At 74.7% G+C, this 14,598-nt stretch carries 15 protein-coding genes; 6 read left to right on the plus strand and 9 right to left on the minus strand.

Going from position 1 to position 14,598, the window contains the following annotated elements:
- Nucleotides 1–2: 2 nt before the first annotated feature.
- Complete coding sequence (locus NLX85_RS32680; RefSeq protein WP_254341720.1) at nucleotides 3–953, minus strand: endonuclease/exonuclease/phosphatase family protein; 951 nt, start codon at nucleotides 951–953, stop codon at nucleotides 3–5.
- A gap of 331 nt (nucleotides 954–1,284) precedes the next feature.
- On the opposite strand from NLX85_RS32680, the gene NLX85_RS32685 reads away from it, so the two are divergent.
- Entirely contained in the window at nucleotides 1,285–2,124 is an 840-nt protein-coding gene (locus NLX85_RS32685) for a hypothetical protein (protein WP_254341721.1), read from the plus strand.
- 8 nt (nucleotides 2,125–2,132) lie between these two features.
- Here the strand turns inward: NLX85_RS32685 and NLX85_RS32690 are convergent, their stop codons facing one another.
- From NLX85_RS32690 to NLX85_RS32710, 5 genes are all read right to left on the minus strand, one after another.
- On the minus strand, nucleotides 2,133–2,612 hold the full coding sequence (locus NLX85_RS32690) for an ATPase (RefSeq protein ID WP_254341723.1): 480 nt from the start codon (nucleotides 2,610–2,612) through the stop codon (nucleotides 2,133–2,135).
- Between the two features lie 120 nt (nucleotides 2,613–2,732).
- Nucleotides 2,733–3,179 carry a response regulator gene (locus tag NLX85_RS32695; RefSeq protein ID WP_254341724.1) on the minus strand — a complete coding sequence of 149 codons (447 nt, stop codon included), beginning with the start codon at nucleotides 3,177–3,179 and terminating at the stop codon, nucleotides 2,733–2,735.
- A 73-nt stretch (nucleotides 3,180–3,252) separates the two neighbouring features.
- Nucleotides 3,253–3,600 carry an STAS domain-containing protein gene (locus tag NLX85_RS32700; RefSeq protein ID WP_254341725.1) on the minus strand — a complete coding sequence of 116 codons (348 nt, stop codon included), beginning with the start codon at nucleotides 3,598–3,600 and terminating at the stop codon, nucleotides 3,253–3,255.
- Between the two features lie 78 nt (nucleotides 3,601–3,678).
- Entirely contained in the window at nucleotides 3,679–4,728 is a 1,050-nt protein-coding gene (locus tag NLX85_RS32705) for a B12-binding domain-containing protein (RefSeq protein WP_254341726.1), read from the minus strand.
- A complete protein-coding gene (locus tag NLX85_RS32710) occupies nucleotides 4,725–6,473 on the minus strand; it encodes a PP2C family protein-serine/threonine phosphatase (RefSeq protein WP_254341727.1) in 1,749 nt (582 codons plus the stop codon). The genes NLX85_RS32705 and NLX85_RS32710 overlap by 4 nt, the downstream gene beginning before the upstream one ends.
- A 209-nt stretch (nucleotides 6,474–6,682) precedes the next feature.
- On the opposite strand from NLX85_RS32710, the gene NLX85_RS32715 reads away from it, so the two are divergent.
- Both NLX85_RS32715 and NLX85_RS32720 read left to right on the plus strand, forming a co-directional pair.
- Entirely contained in the window at nucleotides 6,683–7,078 is a 396-nt protein-coding gene (locus NLX85_RS32715) for an STAS domain-containing protein (protein ID WP_254341728.1), read from the plus strand.
- Nucleotides 7,079–7,124: 46 nt separating this feature from the next.
- Complete coding sequence (locus NLX85_RS32720) at nucleotides 7,125–7,472, plus strand: STAS domain-containing protein (RefSeq protein ID WP_254341729.1); 348 nt, start codon at nucleotides 7,125–7,127, stop codon at nucleotides 7,470–7,472.
- Nucleotides 7,473–7,536: 64 nt separating this feature from the next.
- Here NLX85_RS32720 and NLX85_RS32725 read toward each other — a convergent pair whose 3' ends face one another.
- Nucleotides 7,537–7,851 carry a hypothetical protein gene (locus tag NLX85_RS32725; protein ID WP_091309108.1) on the minus strand — a complete coding sequence of 105 codons (315 nt, stop codon included), beginning with the start codon at nucleotides 7,849–7,851 and terminating at the stop codon, nucleotides 7,537–7,539.
- A gap of 185 nt (nucleotides 7,852–8,036) precedes the next feature.
- On the opposite strand from NLX85_RS32725, the gene NLX85_RS32730 reads away from it, so the two are divergent.
- From NLX85_RS32730 to NLX85_RS32740, 3 genes are all read left to right on the plus strand, one after another.
- On the plus strand, nucleotides 8,037–9,008 hold the full coding sequence (locus NLX85_RS32730; RefSeq protein ID WP_254341731.1) for a DUF2267 domain-containing protein: 972 nt from the start codon (nucleotides 8,037–8,039) through the stop codon (nucleotides 9,006–9,008).
- 36 nt (nucleotides 9,009–9,044) lie between these two features.
- Nucleotides 9,045–9,836, plus strand: coding sequence for a spermidine synthase (locus NLX85_RS32735; protein ID WP_254341733.1), 792 nt, complete (start codon nucleotides 9,045–9,047; stop codon nucleotides 9,834–9,836).
- Between the two features lie 76 nt (nucleotides 9,837–9,912).
- Complete coding sequence (locus tag NLX85_RS32740) at nucleotides 9,913–11,040, plus strand: AI-2E family transporter (protein WP_254341734.1); 1,128 nt, start codon at nucleotides 9,913–9,915, stop codon at nucleotides 11,038–11,040.
- A gap of 15 nt (nucleotides 11,041–11,055) precedes the next feature.
- Here NLX85_RS32740 and NLX85_RS32745 read toward each other — a convergent pair whose 3' ends face one another.
- Nucleotides 11,056–12,354, minus strand: a complete 1,299-nt coding sequence (locus NLX85_RS32745; RefSeq protein ID WP_254341735.1) for an NAD(P)/FAD-dependent oxidoreductase — start codon at nucleotides 12,352–12,354, stop codon at nucleotides 11,056–11,058.
- Between the two features lie 42 nt (nucleotides 12,355–12,396).
- Nucleotides 12,397–14,547 (minus strand): glycogen debranching N-terminal domain-containing protein, encoded by a 2,151-nt coding sequence (locus NLX85_RS32750; RefSeq protein ID WP_254341736.1) that lies wholly within the window; start codon nucleotides 14,545–14,547, stop codon nucleotides 12,397–12,399.
- Between the last annotated feature and the right edge of the window lie 51 nt (nucleotides 14,548–14,598).

Raw genomic sequence — 14,598 nt, forward strand, 5'->3', positions numbered from 1 at the left:
GTTCACCAGCGGAAGCCGGCGGTCACCGCCCGGTGGTCGCTGTCGGGGGTGTGCAGCACGCCGGCCGCGGTGGGGGTGAGCCCCCGGAAGAGGACGTGGTCGGGGCGGGTCACCGGAAGGTCGGCCGGCCACGTGAACCCGAAGCCCTGTCCGGCGTCGGCCTGGGCGTCGCGCAGCAGGTGGGTGAGCGGCGCGAAGACCCGGTCGGTGGTGGCGGTGTTCAGATCGCCGAGCACCACGAGCCGAGGCGCGTCGTCGGCCCGGACGGTGGCGGCGAGGGCGGCGACGGTCTCGTCGCGGGTGGCGGTGTGCCCGGCGCGGGCCGAGCCGAGGTGGACCACGTACACCGCGAGGTCGCCCTGCGGGGCGGCGACCACGGCCCGCAGGGCCCGTTCCCAGCCGAGGCCGGTGTCCACGCCGCGTGCCTCGCGGATCGGCCAGCGGCTCCACAGCGCGACGGTGGAGACCGTGGCCCGGTGCGGGTAGCGGCCGGCCAGCGCGGCGGCGACCCGGTCGCCGTCGTCGACCTCCTGAAGCCCGATGAGGTCCGGGTCGGCGTCGGCGAGGGCGTCGACCGTGGTGGCCGGGTCGGGGTTGCCGGAGCGCAGGTTCTGGCTGGCAACCCGCAGCGAGGTGGCGCCCGCGCCGGAGGCCGGCGGCAGCCAGGCCCCACCGTAGAGGGCCGCCCAGACGACCGCCGGCAGCAGGACCGCGAGCAGGGCCGGCCGGGACCGGCGCAGCAGCGCCGCGAGCGCGAGCAGGGGTACGCCGAGCCCGAGCAGTGGCGTGGCGCTGTCCACGAGGCTGCCCAGGCCGTGCACGTTGGGCACCGCGCGGTGGCCGACCAGAAGCACGGCGAGCAGGACGGCGCAGACACCGACGATCAGCCCTCGCCGGCCCCGACGGCCGGCGGGTTCTCCGGCGGCCCGCTCATCGACCATCTGCTCCGTCACCGTCCGCATCGTATCGAGCCGCCGGCCCGCGGGTAGTGGCGATCCGAGTACGTCCCCCGGACCGGCCGCCTGGCCTCTCCGGCCCAGGCGAGTACGCCCAGGTGACGGGCCTGACCTCCCCCGAACGGAGGAGGCCGGCCGGAACCGCCAAAAAGATGATCATGCGTACGTTCCGTTCCGGACTTTCCGACATGACCGGAAAATACGAAAGGCGAGAGAGATCGAATTCATGTTCTACCGAGCGTAATGCGGGGGCGGATAGCGGCAAACTGTGACGCATGCCACCAACCACCCCGATGGCAAGGGCCGGGAAGCTTTCTAGCCTCGGCGGGTGCATCCCGACGACCCCGCTGAACAGCAGCCAACCGAGACCTCACCCGTTCGCCGTACGATCGACCCGGCATCAGCCGAACGGACGATCGGGCGGCACCGGGCCCCGGAGCCGGCACGGCGCGGGCCGATCCGCTCCACCCCCGCCCGGGTCGCCGTCGCCACCGGCGTGACCTGCTGCCTCGGCCTGATCGGGGTCGTCGGCGCGCGGACGACCGGGCAGGCGCACGAGCCGGTCCGCGAGGCGCTCGCCGACCGGGCGGCCGCCGCCAGCGAGCAGCGTGCCTCCCGGGACTTCGAGCGCAGCGCCCCGCCGGTCGCCGTGCCGGTCACCCCGATCCCGGTCGCCACGCCCAGCCCGACGCCCACCAGGAAGGCCCCGAAGAAGCCGGTCCGGCCCAAGCACCCCCGGCCGGTCGCCGGCCTCGACCAGCGGCAGATGGACAACGCCAAGGCGATCGTCGACGCCGGCCTGGCCATGAAGATGCCCCGCCGGGCGCTGGTGGTGGCCGTCGCCACCGCCATGCAGGAGAGCAACCTCTACAACCTGGCCAGCGACGTGCTCCCCGAGTCGTTCGACTACCCGCACCAGGGCAGCGGCTCCGACCACGACTCGATCGGGCTGTTCCAGCAGCGGCCCAGCAGCGGCTGGGGCACCGTCGCCGAGATCATGCGGCCGGCGTACGCGGCCCGCGCGTTCTTCACCGCGCTCAACGAGGTGCCCGACTGGACCGAGCTGAGCCTCACGGCGGCGGCCCAGGCGGTGCAGGTCTCCGCCTTCCCCGACGCGTACGCGCAGCACGAGGAGCGGGCCACCACCGTGGTGGCGGCGCTGGTCTGAGCGGGCGCTCAGGCCGCGTTGCGCCCACCGGTCGGCAGCCCCGCGGCGGCGGTCGGGGTTTCCGGGGGCACCACGTCGCCGCGTACCCCGGCGAGGACCTCGTCGACACGGGCCTCGCGTCGGCGGCGGGCCAGCAGCGCCGCCTCGAAGTCCCGGCGCGCACGGACCGCCTCGGCGTACGCCTGCTCGCGTACCTGGCGGGCCTCCTCGCGGGCGGCCTCCAGCTCGCCGCGGGCCTGGGCCAGCAGCGCGGCGGCCTCCCGCTCGGCGGCCGTCCCGGCGGTCACCTCGCCGTCCACGACGGCGGTGCGGCGGCGCAGGAAGTCGCAGAGGTGGGTCGCGTCCTCCCGGATCTGGTCCCACTCCCGGCCGGCGCCGGCGGCGCTCTCCGCGCGGGCGGCGAGCCGGACCAACCGGATTCCCAGCTCGTCCAGGCAGGAGTCCACCTGCCGCTGGTCGTAACCGGTCTCAACCACGGAGAACCTCATGCGTGTCGCCCCCCAGGCAGCTGGTGTCACTTCCCCACCTGACGATCCTGGGCGGCGGGCGGCCACGCCCGTGGCCGTTCCCGCAAAATGTTCAGCATCCGGATGCCCGGACGAAGGTGGTCAGGGGTGCTTGGGAAGCACGACCACCCGGCCGAAGAACTCGTCGATGCGGCGCACCACGTCGTTGAAGTCGTCCAGGTCGATCGGCTTCGTCACGTACGCGTTGGCCTGGAGGGTGTAGCTGCCGAGGATGTCGGTGTCGGCGTTGGAGGTGGTCAGCACGACGATCGGGATGGTGCACAGGTTCTCGTCCCGCTTCACCTCGCCGAGCACCTGACGCCCGTCCATGCGCGGCATGTTCAGGTCGAGCAGGATGACGTCGGGCCGACGGGCCTCGGTGTGCCGGCCCTCGCGGCGGAGGAACTCCATCGCCTCCTGGCCGTCGTTGACCACGTCGATGACCTTCTCGACGTCCGAGTCCTCGAGCGCCTCCTCGATCATCAGGACGTCACCCGGATCGTCGTCCACCACCAGGATACGAACGGGGCTGGGGGTGCCATGACCCATGGGAAAACCTGCTTCGTCTCGGAGGTGGAGGCGCCGACGGCGAGGTCGACCACCGGCGGGGAAATCTATCCGATCAGGAGGCGGCCGGCGTGGCCGGGTCGGCCCTGTCCGCCTCGTAGCGCAGCACGTCGTCCAGCCCGGTCATCCGGAGCACCCGGGCCACCCGCCCGGTCGCCCCGGTGAGCCGCAACCACCCGCCCGCGGCGGCCGCGAGGTTGTCACCGCGGACGAACGCGGCGATGCCGGTGGAGTCGCAGAAGGTCAGCTCGGTGAGGTCCAGCAGCAGCTCACGGTGCCCCTCGGCGGCCAGCCGGTCGATGGCGGCGGTGAGCTCCGGCGCGGTGCCCAGGTCGAGCTCACCCGCGAGCCGGAGGCGGGCCCGGCCGCCGTCCAGCCGGGCGTGTGTGACCGTGAACGTCACCGTGGCCCCCCTCGCTCCCACCGCAGGCCAACCCTTGCAGTGCAGCAAGTATACGCAGGGTTCCCCGCACCTCGGCGGTCACCGTGCCGGGGCGGCCGGCAGCCCGCTGACCAGGGCGCGAGCCCGGTCGAGGAAGCGGCCGGCGCGGGGGAAGTCGCGCAGCCGCTGTCCATAGTGGTCGAGGGTGAGCCCCACCGCGCTCGCCGGGACCCGGCGGCTGACCAGGATCGCCACCAGCCACTCGACGAACTCGCCGAAGAGCGACTCGTCGTCGACGTAGAGGGCGGCGGCGAGGAAGTCGACGATGTAGCCGAGGTCGCTGACGGTCGAGTCGAGCTGTGTCGGGGTGTAGTCGCGCACCCCCGGCACCCGCTCCCGCAGGTCGGCCAGAGCGCTGTCGATCAGCTCGCCGCGGCGCTTCGTGAGGCTCGCGTACTCGTCGTCGGCCAGGTGGTCGAGCCGGGCCGGCGGCACCGAGCGCAGCGCCCGCTCGTCGGCGAGCAGGTCGGCCGCAATAGGCGCGTCCGGCGCCCAGGCCACCCCGAGCACCCGGGCCCAGCGGCCGTCGTCGCCGAAGCCGCGCCCGCCCACCACCACCGGCACGTCCGAGCGGCGGCACGCCTCGATCATCCGGTGGGCGTGCGGCAGCCGCATCGGGAGCGCGCAGGCCAGGGCGACCGCGTGCGCGTCGTAGCGGTGCAGGTAGGAGACCAGGTGCGCGGCGGGCACGCTGGCCCCGAGGAAGGTCACCTGCCAGCCGCGCAGCCGCAGCACCTCGGCCACCAGCCGGGCCGGCAGCGCGTGCCACTCACCGTCCATGCAGGCCACCACGATCCGGCCCCGGGTCGGGCGGGGATCGGCGTACGCGGCGACGGCGGCCACCACCCGCTCGCTGATGTGGGTGGCGGCGTGCTCCTGGGCCACGCTCCACTCGTCACGCGCCCACCGCTCCCCCACCTCGGCCTGCGCGGGGGCGACCAGGTCCAGCAGCACCCGCTCGGCCGGCACGCCGGACTCCAGCAGCCCGACGGCCACCTCGACGGCGCCGTGCTCATCGGCCTCCGCGAGGAACTCCAGGTAGCCGGGGAAGACGTGAGCCGGGTCGGCCTCGGTGGTCGTCGCGGTCACGGAGTGGTCTCCCTCGGTCGGTCGGCACCGGTCGGACCGTGCACCGCGTGCAGGTGGCGGCCCGGTCGGCCCGGGCCGGTGGCCCGCAGCGCGAGCACCGCGATGTCGTCGTGGTCGCCGTGGCCGAGCCAGTCGCAGGTCACCTGCTCGATCCGCTCGGCCAGCGCCGGGGCGGGCATCCGGTGGCAGCCCGTCACCGCGTGGAGCAGCCGCTCGGCGCCGAACTGCTCGTCGCCGCGCCGGCCGCCCCGCGCCTCGGTCACCCCGTCGCTGTAGAGCAGGCAGGTCTCGCCCGGCGCCAGGTGCACGGTCGCCTCGCCGATCCGGGGATCCGGCACCACGCCGATCAGCATCCCGCTCAGCGGCACCACCTCGACCTCGCCGGAGGCCCGCAGCACCAGCGGCGGGAGGTGGCCGCCGCCGGCCATCGTCAGGGTGAGGCTGCCGTCGCGGTGCGGGCGGACCACGCCCAGCACCATGGTGGCGAACCGGCCCTGCCCGTGCGCCTGGGTGGTCTCCAGCAGCGCGTCGTTGAGCAGCTTCAGCAGCCGTCCCGGCTGCGACTCGACGCGGTGCAGCGCGTGCAGGCACTGCCGGAGCTGGCCGGTGAACACCGCCGCCTCGACGCCCTTGCCGGAGACGTCGCCGAGGAAGAAGACCGAACCGCCGTCGACGAGCCGGTGGGAGCCGTAGAAGTCACCGCCGATCCGCAGCCCGGCCTGCGCCGGCCGGTACGCGGTGCCCCACTGCACGCCGGTGGCCGCCGCCGGCTCGACGGGCAGCAGGCTGGCCTGGAGGGTGTCGGCGACCTCGGCCTGGTCGCGGTAGAGCACGGCGGTGGTCAGCGCGGCGCCGGCGCGGGCCGCGAAGGCGCGGACCAGGTCCAGGTCGGCATCGTCGTACCAGCGGCCGGCCCGGCGGGCCACGAGCAGCACGCCGGCCGGGGTCTCCCGACCGGGCAGCGGCACCACCCGCGCGGTGGCTCCGGCCGCGTCGAGCCCCGGCAGCCAGCCGGCCTCGACGGCCTGTTCGACCAGCCAGTCCAGGGCGTGCGGCTCGGCGCCGTCGAGGCCCTCCGCGATCGCCGACGGCAGCGCCGTGGCGGCGAGCATGCCGCTGTCCACGGCGGGCGCCTCGTCGTCCGCCCGTACGGCCCGCCACCAGCGGACCCGGCCGGAGCGCGGGGCCAGCACCAGCACGGCGACGTCGGCCACGGTCGGCACGGCCAGCCGGACCACCGCCGCGGCGGCGCGGTCGGGGTGCAGGGGGTTGCCGAGCTTCTCGCCGACCACGGCGAGGAACGCCGAGCGGGCCCGCTCGGCGAGCAACGCGTCGGCCCGGCTGACGCTCTCGGTGACGTCCTCGACGTACCAGCAGCGGCGGGCGGCCGAGAGCGGGACCCGCCGCAGCCGCAGGCGGCGCCCGTGATGGGTGAACTCGCCCGGATCGGCGCCGAGCAGCGCGGGCACCCCGGCCGCGGCGAGCACCTCGCCGGCCACCACCTCGGGGACCAGCCGCTCGGCGACCGGGCTGAGGTGCCGCACCACGCCGTCGGCGTCGCAGACGATGAGACCCTCGCGGAAGTGCTCCACCACCTCCGACCAGTCGGGGGTCGGCAGGCCGCGGTCCGGGGCCAGGGGCGGCAGGGCCGCCGCGGCGGTGGACCTCGGGCGAGCCCTTCCGGCGCCCGGCCTGGAGACCCTTCCGTCGCCCGGGTCAGCACCCCTGACGTCGGCAGCAGTCACCAGTTGAGCCCCACTCCTTCTCGATACCCCGCGGCGCGCCGGAGACGGCGCGTATGGTCAGATCTCTCCACCCCACCCTACGCCGGTGTGCCGGGACCGCCACCCCACGGCCTGCGCCCCGGCCTGCGGACGCGCCATCCAGCGGGGCCGGTCCGGGGTGGTTACGATCCCTGACGACCGGCCCCGAGCGGGAGCCGCGGAAAGGCGTGATGGTGGCACCCCGACGGAACACGCCCGAGGCGACGCCGCTGACCATCTCCCTGGACCGGTCCGACCCCGCGGCCCCGGTCGTCAAGGTCGGCGGTGACCTGGCCTTCACCACGGCCGCCCCGCTGCGCGCCGAGGTCGACCGGCTGCTGGCCGAGCACCCCGCGACGCTCGTGCTGGACTTCGGCGACCTGCTCTTCATCGACAGCACCGGCCTGTCGGTGATCGTGCACGCCTGGCGGGAGGGCCAGCGGGGTGGCACCGCGATCCTGCTCCGGGAGCCGCCCCGCTTCCTGACCACCATCCTCGACATGACGGGGGTCACCGGCCTGCTGTCGCGGCCGCGGCCGGAGGGCCGGTCCGGCCGGCCCGCGACGGACTCGGCCGCCTTCGCGTGAGCACCCCCGGGGTTTCCCGATCATCCCCACCTGGGAACATGGCGACATGCCCTCCCAGCTGTTGACCATCGAGGTGGACCGGCTCGCCGCCGGACGTGCCCGGCTTCGGCTGACCGGTGAGCTCGACTTCGACAGCGCGCCCGACCTCGTCGCCGCCGCCGCCGAGCTGCGCCGCGACGGCTACCAGGACTTGCTGCTCGACTTCGCCGGGGTGACGCTCTGCGACTCCTCGGGCCTCAGCGCGCTGGTGGTCATCCACCGGTCCGGCGCCGGCACGGTGCGGCTGGACTCCCTGAACCCGCCGGTACGCCAGCTGCTGGACCGCACCGGGCTGACCGAGCTGCTGGCCATCCCGCCGTCCGCGGCGACCGGGGACACCCGCCAGGTCGGCTGACCGCCGCCGGACGGGGGGTGGCCCCCGACCCTGGGACCAGGGGCCGGGGGCCGGGGAGGGTGGCTCAGGCGGCCGGGATGGCCTGCAGTCGAGGGCCGGATTCGCGCAGCTCCCCCACCGTGGGCGAGGCCGCGTCCTCGGGCGCGCCGGAATCGGGCGTCTGGAACAGGTAACGGACGAACTCCCCACCCACCTCGTTGTCGTCCGCTCCCGGCCACTGCCCCACACAGTCGACGCCGACGACCTCGCGTCCGCTGCCGTCGCTCTCCTCCAGCAGCGCCCAGAGGGTCACCGGATAGCAGCGGGTGCCCTCCGGGTCGACCTGCCACCGCGCGTACCAGCCGGGCCGGGCGGGGACGATCTCCACGATCCGTTTCATGACGACCTGCCCTTCCGCGTGCGTCGGAAGTTCTTCCGGTCCACCCCGATGGTGCGGCCCCGCCGGGTGACCGGTCCTCACCCGCAGCGAGTGAAGCTGGCCGGACCGGCAGCGCCCGTTTCCTTCCCAGCGGCGCCGGGAACGCGACCGGCGCAAGCGCAACCGACCAGGAACGAGGTGCGACGATGCGCAAGCAGATGGAGGGCGACAACCAGCGCCGCCGGGCCCTGGCCCGGGACGCCCGGGAACGCGGTCTGCGGCCCAGCCAGACCGGCGCCAGCCTGAGCGCGTCCAAGCAGATCACCTCGCTGGACCAGCGCGAACGGTCTGGCCCGCCGCCGGCCGGCCGGCACAAGCCGGATACCACGCGCGGCGGTCCCGCGCCGCCGCCGGCGGCCGTGGCGGAGCGCCCGCGCCCGCTGCCCGACGAGCGGCCGGCCCGGGTGACGACCATGGGCTACCGGGATCTCGTCGACGACGTGAGCCGGCGGGCCGGGGTGGACTTCTCCACGGCCAAGGTGGCGGCCGAGGCGACCGTGCTCGCGCTGGCGTGGGCGCTCGACGAGGCCGAGCGGGAACGGCTGCTCGAGGCCGTGCCGGTGAAGCTGCACGACGTGGTGCCGGTGGACGGCATCCAGCAGCGGCGCGACCTGCCCGGCTTCCTGGCCGAGGTGGGCCGGCGCAGCCGCCTCAGCCCGGAGCAGGCCCGTTACCAGGCGCAGGCCACACTGGCCGCGCTGGCCGACGCGGACGGCGACCTCGTCGAGTCGCTGCGCGTACCGGACGGGTTGCGGGACCTGCTCGCGCCGCCGGTGGCCGGCGGCGGCCTGGTGGGCGCGACGTCCGCCGCCGCTCCGCTGGACGAGCAGGAACTGCGCGACGCGCTCGCCCAGCTGCCGTACTGGTCCAGTGACCGGCAGTCCCTGGTGCGCACCATCGAGCTGCCGGCCGGCAACCTGGACCGGGTGCTCGACCGGCTCGACCAGCTCCGGGGCGAGACCGGGCGCGGCCCGCAGATCGGGCGGCCCGACCAGGACAGCGCCGTGCTCACCGTGCGTACCCAGCAGGTCGACGGGGTGACGGCGGCGGACGTGGACCTGGCCCGGCGGGTCGACGACGCCATCGACGAGGCCGGCGCCGGGATGGCCGCCGGCTGAGCGGCGTCGGGTGCGGGCCGGGTACCGTTGCCCGCCGTGGAGAGCGACGCCGAGGCCCTGGAGATCGTCGTGGACCCGGCCCGGCCCACCGGCCGGACGTTGCTCGCCGCCGGGGTCGAACAGTCCTACGTCGACGTCACGGACCCGCGCCACCTGCACTTCGAGTACGTGCGGCGGATGGCCGCCGTGGTCGACCTGGCCGCCCCACCGGGCCGGCCGCTGGCTGCCCTGCACCTGGGCGGCGGGGCACTCACCCTGCCGCGCTGGCTGGCCGCCACCCGTCCCGGCTCCCCGCAGCGGGTGATCGAGCGCGACCCCGCGGTGGTCGAACTGGTGCGCCGCGACCTGCCGCCGGTGCCGCCCGAGGTGGTCGTGGAGAACGGCGATGCCCGGGACGCGGTCACCGCCGCGCCGGCCGGGGCCTACGACCTGGTGCTGGCCGACGTCTACCGGGCGGCCCGGATGCCCCGCCACGTGGCCAGCGTCGAGTTCGCCGCCGAGGTGGCCCGGGTGCTGGGCCCGGACGGCGTCTTCCTGGTCAACGTCACCGACCTCCCGCCGCTGGCGCACACCCGGACCCAGGTGGCCACGCTGCGGACGGTCTTCGCCGACGTCTGCCTGGTCGCCGACCGGCGGATGCTGCGCGGCCGGCGGTACGGCAACCTGGTGCTCGCCGCCGCGACGCGGCCCGACCGCCTGCCGGTACGCCGGCTCGTCGCCCGCGCCGCCGGCGACCCGGTGCCCGGCGGGGTGGTGCACGGTGCGACGCTCGACGCGTTCGTCGCCGGCACCCGCCCGGCCACCGACGCCACCCTGGCCGAGGGCTGAGCCGGCGGGTTCTCCGAGGGTCGGGGGCGGGTGCCGCGCCGGGTTTCCCAGGGTCGGGGGCGGGTAGCCGCGCCGGATGAGCAACGCCGATGACCGGTCCACCGCCCGCCGGGCGCTCATCGTGATCGGTCTGGTGCTGGCCACGCTGGTCGGGCTGGCGCTGCTCTGGGCGACCCGGCGGGTGCTTGTCTGGGGCCTGGTCGCGGCGTTCTTCGCGGTCGCCCTGAAGCCTCTGGTGGACCGGGTGGAGCGGCGGCTGGTCCGGCGCCGGGCGCTGGCCACCCTGCTGGTCTTCCTGGCCACCTTCGTGGTGCTGGCCGCGCTGGGCGCGATGATCGTGTTGCCGCTGGTCGACGAGCTGGGCCGGTTCGCCGACCGGGCCCCGCACCTCATCCACGAGGCCCGGGCCGGGCGGGGCCCGGTCGGCGAGGCGCTGAACCGCTTCCACCTGCGCCGGTACGCCGACACCCACGCCGAACAGATCCAGCGCTACGGCTCCCGGCTCGGCGAGCCGGCGGTCGGGGTGCTGCGGGGCGTGCTTCAGGTCGTCGCCGCGGTGGTCACCGTCGTGGTGCTGGCCTACCTCATGGTGCTGGAGGCCCCGAAGATCATCTCCGGCACGCTCAAGCTCGTCGGCGACGGTGCGGCGGAGCGGCTGCGGCGCATCGGCCGGGACTCCTCCCGGATCATCACCGGCTATCTCAGCGGCAACCTGCTGATCAGCGTGATCTGCGGCGGGCTGACCTTCGGCGTGCTCTTCCTCCTCGGGGTCCCGTTCGCCGGGGTGATCGCCCTGGTGGTCGCGCTGGCCGACCTGATCCCGTTGGTCGGGGCGACCCTCGGGGCGATCGTCGCGGCCGGGGCGGGGTTCCTGCACTCCCCCACGGCCGGCGTCGTGGTGCTGGTCTTCTTCGTGGTCTACCAGCAGGTGGAGAACCACCTGCTCCAGCCGGTCATCATGGCCCGCGCGGTCCGGCTGAACCCGTTGACCGTGCTGGTCAGCGTGCTGCTCGCCGCCGAACTGGCGGGACTCGTGGGCGCCCTGCTGGCCATCCCGGCGGCCGGTATGGCGCAGGTCCTGCTGCGCGAGTTCGCCCGCACCGGCCGGCAGGCGCTGCCCGTCCCGGCCGCCGACGTGCCGCTCCGGCGTCCGGCCGGCGGCCGGGCTCCCAGGGACGGGAACCCGCCGCCGGCCGGCGGATGAGACGGGCGGACCCGGTCAGCGTCGGTACACCACCTCGGGCGACTCGCTCTCCAGCGGCACGGCGTGTGCCGGGACCAGGCCGAGCTGCACGGCGGGCCGGGGCAGGGTGGCGTCGAGCAGCCAGTCCGCGCCGACCCGGGCCCGGTTGCTGGGCATGGCGTACAGGTGGTAGCCGCGGGTGACCACCTTGGCCGGCAGGCCGGCGAGTGGCACGTGCAGCGGGTTGGCCGCCGCCTCCTTGCCGCCCAGGTCGACCACCCAGCCCAGGTCGCGGTGCTTGTACCGCTTCCGGTTGCCCTGCCCGTAGGAGGCGGCGATGTTGTGCGCGGCGAGCTTGCCCTGCCGCTGTGCGTGCTGGGCGGTCATCGCGCAGATCTGCCCGGGACGGGTCGGGTCGGGCACGGCCGCCGCGTCGCCGCAGGCGAACACCTCCGGGTAACCGGGGACGTTGAGGTACTCGTCGGTCACCAGGCGCCCCTTCTCGGTGCGCAGCCCCAGCTCGGCCACGAACGGGTCCGGGCGTACCCCGACGCACCAGACCAGGCTGCACGTCGGGACGTACTCGCCGTCGGTGAGCAGCACCCCGTCCGGGGTGGCCTCGGAGACCGAGGTGCCCATCCGCACGTCGACGCCGCGCCGGCGCAGCACCCGGTCGGCGGTGACGGACAGGCGCTGGTCCAGCTCGGGCAGGACGCGCGGGGCCACGTCCAGCAGCATCCAGCGGGGACGCACCTTGAGGTGGGGCCGCTGGGCCATCATCCGGTCGGTGAAGAGCTGCCCGTGCGCGGCCACCTCGGTGCCGGTGTAGCCCGCGCCGACCACCACGAACGTGGTCCGCGACCGCTGCTCGACCGGGTCCTCGGCCAGCTCGGCCAGCTCGAGCTGGCGGATCACGTGGTCGTGCAGGTAGAGCGCCTCGGGCAGGCCGCGGAAGCCGTGCGCGTACTCGGTCACCCCGGGGATCGGCAGCAGCTTGTTGACGCTGCCGACGCAGAGCACCAGCCGGTCGTACGCGAGCTGGCCGTGGTCCCCCTCGGCGGAGCGGTAGCCGACCCAGCGGTTCTGCAGGTCGACCCGGTCCGCCTCGCCGATGACCACGCGGACGCCGTCGAGCGTGCCGGCGAGCGGCACGGAGATCCGGGTGGGCTCGACCACCCCGGCGGCGACCTCGGGCAGCAGCGGCAGGTAGAGGAAGTAGTCGGTCGTGTTCAGCAGGACGATCTCGGCCCGCTTGCCGGCCAGCCGGCTCAACGTCTTCGCCGCGTGGTATCCGGCGAACCCGGCCCCCACGATCACCACACGAGGTTTCGTCATGCCCGCTGCCGTTCCCGTCGAGGACCCCGACAAACGTGGCCGTCAGTCGGGGGCGAGCCGGACGTATGCGGTCCGGCCGACCGCCTCGACGTCCCAGCAGCGGCCGAAGGCGCGGACCCGCTCGGCGGTGATCCGGCCCAGCTCGGGCGGCACGTCCGGGTCGAGTTCCAGCCGGCCGCCCACCGGGTTGATGTCCAGCATGGCCCGGACCAGGGCCAGCGGGGCGCCGGCCGCCCAGGCCTGCGGGCTGCACGCGGTCGGGTACGGCACGGCGAACATGGTCCGGTCCCGGCTGTACCCGCTGAGCGCCTCCGGCAGCCGGTAGCCGAACTGCTCGGCCACCTCCAGCAGGGCCATGGCGATCCGGTTGGCCTCGTCCCGGTAGCCGTAGCGGACCAGACCGAGCGCCGCGATCGAGTTGTCGTGCGGCCAGACCGTGCCCAGGTGGTAGCCGAGGGCGTTGTAGGTGCGCTCGTCCCGGGAGAGGGTGCGGATCCCCCATCCCGAGAACATGTCGTCGTGCATCAGTTGGCGCACCACCGCCTCGGCGCGCTCCGGCGGGACGATGCCGCTCCACAGCAGGTGCCCCATGTTGGAGGTCTTCGAGTCGATCGGGGTCTTGTCGCCGTCCAGGCCGACCGCGTAGAAGCCGCCGCGTCGGTCGAGCCAGAAGTCCCGGTTGAACCGCTCGTACAGCTCGCCCGCGTCGGCCCGCAGCCGGGCGGCCAGCACCGGGTCCGCGAGCGGGCCGTCGGCCAGCTCGGCCAGGCGCAGCTTCGCGTCGTAGGTGTAGCCCTGGATCTCACAGGTGGCGATCGGCAGCACCGGGATCCGGCCGTCGGAGAAGCAGACGCCGTCCGGCGAGTCCCGCCAGCACTGGTTGCCCAGCCCTTCCGGCGAGCGGGTCGCGTACTCGACGTACCCGTCGCCGTCCCGGTCCCCGTACTCGTCGATCCAGCGCAGCGCGGCGAGCGCGTGCTCGCGCAGGCGGCGGACGGTCTCGTCGTCGCGGCTCCACCGCCAGTACTCCGACAGCAGGATGAGCCAGAGCTGGGTGGCGTCCGCCGTGCCGTAGTACGGCGTGTACGGCTTGGCGCCGGTGCGGGTCAGCTCGCCGCTGCGGACCTCGTGCAGGATGCGGCCGGGCTCCTCGTCGGTGAAGTCGTCGCACCGGGTGCCCTGGAGGCGGGCGAGCGCCAGCAGCGCCCCGTGGGCCAGGCCCGGCCCGGCCACCAGGGTCTGGTACGCGGTGATCAGGGTGTCCCGGCCGAAGACCGTGAGGAACCAGGGCAGCCCGGCCCCGGGCAGCATGACCCGCTGGCCCTTGACCTCCAGGTCCAGCCGCAGCGCGGCCAGGTCGTGGCGGGACCGGCGGGTGACCCGTTCCAGCACCGGGTTGTCGCTGTCCAGCATCGCGCGGGTTTCCATCCAGCGACGCAGCGGGTCGTCTGCCCGCCGGTGCAACACCTCGGCGATGTCGCCGCGCACCGGCTCCACCACGCCCAGCCCCGGCGGCAGCGGCACCTCCAGGTCCACCTGCCAGCCCTCACGGGGGTCCAGTTCCACCTGCCAGACCAGATCGTCGCCCTCGATCCGGTCCGGCGGCAGGCTGGAACGCACCTCGGTGGTGGCCGTGAAACCGTCCCGGTCGTAGCGGAAGAAGAGTGCGGCGCCATCGACGCCGTGCCGTCGGACGATGTCGGCGGAGCGGTCCCGCACCCCGGACTTGACCTCGAACAGGTCGGCGAAGTCGGCGGCGACGGCCAGCCTGACCTCGAACCGGACCGACTCCGTGCAGAACGACACGAGTTCGATGCGCTCGTGGAACCCCTCGCCGACGTAGCGCAGCCGGCGCGCGGTGAGGCTGTCCGGCGGCAGGCCACGCAGCTCGGGATTGGTGAGCATGAACTGCGCGGAGTAGTGGTCGATGGTCTCCGAGCGCAGCACCGGGAACCGGCAGCCGTCGATGGTCAGCACCCAGCCGCTGACCATCCGGGTGTCCAGGTGGACCAGCCCGCCGATGCTGCCCGGCGGCACGTCCCCGGCGGGGTCGGAGTACATGAAGGTGGGCCCGCTGAGCACCGCGAGCGATTCGGGGCCGAGCTCGGGCGGGACGGCTCGCTGGTCGCCGGGCCCGGCGGCGGCGGCCAGGTCGGGCCTCGGATCGGCCGGAGTCGGACGCACGGCAGCCATGCCGCCCACGGTAGAAGGAGCGCGGGCGAGGGCGGCATCACCCGTTCCGGA

The sequence above is a fragment of the Micromonospora sp. A3M-1-15 genome, assembly GCF_024213425.1.
In the GTDB taxonomy this organism is placed as follows: Bacteria; Actinomycetota; Actinomycetes; order Mycobacteriales; family Micromonosporaceae; genus Micromonospora; species Micromonospora chersina.

Excerpts from the sequence above, each read along its gene's own strand:
- NLX85_RS32690 (WP_254341723.1), bottom strand. The coding sequence starts at position 2,612 with ATGAGGTTCTCCGTGGTTGAGACCGGTTACGACCAGCGGCAGGTGGAC.
- NLX85_RS32695 (WP_254341724.1), bottom strand. The coding sequence starts at position 3,179 with ATGGGTCATGGCACCCCCAGCCCCGTTCGTATCCTGGTGGTGGACGAC.
- NLX85_RS32715 (WP_254341728.1), top strand. The coding sequence starts at position 6,683 with ATGGTGGCACCCCGACGGAACACGCCCGAGGCGACGCCGCTGACCATC.
- NLX85_RS32720 (WP_254341729.1), top strand. The coding sequence starts at position 7,125 with ATGCCCTCCCAGCTGTTGACCATCGAGGTGGACCGGCTCGCCGCCGGA.
- NLX85_RS32725 (WP_091309108.1), bottom strand. The coding sequence starts at position 7,851 with ATGAAACGGATCGTGGAGATCGTCCCCGCCCGGCCCGGCTGGTACGCG.
- NLX85_RS32730 (WP_254341731.1), top strand. The coding sequence starts at position 8,037 with ATGCGCAAGCAGATGGAGGGCGACAACCAGCGCCGCCGGGCCCTGGCC.
- NLX85_RS32740 (WP_254341734.1), top strand. The coding sequence starts at position 9,913 with ATGAGCAACGCCGATGACCGGTCCACCGCCCGCCGGGCGCTCATCGTG.
- NLX85_RS32745 (WP_254341735.1), bottom strand. The coding sequence starts at position 12,354 with ATGACGAAACCTCGTGTGGTGATCGTGGGGGCCGGGTTCGCCGGATAC.
- NLX85_RS32750 (WP_254341736.1), bottom strand. The coding sequence starts at position 14,547 with ATGGCTGCCGTGCGTCCGACTCCGGCCGATCCGAGGCCCGACCTGGCC.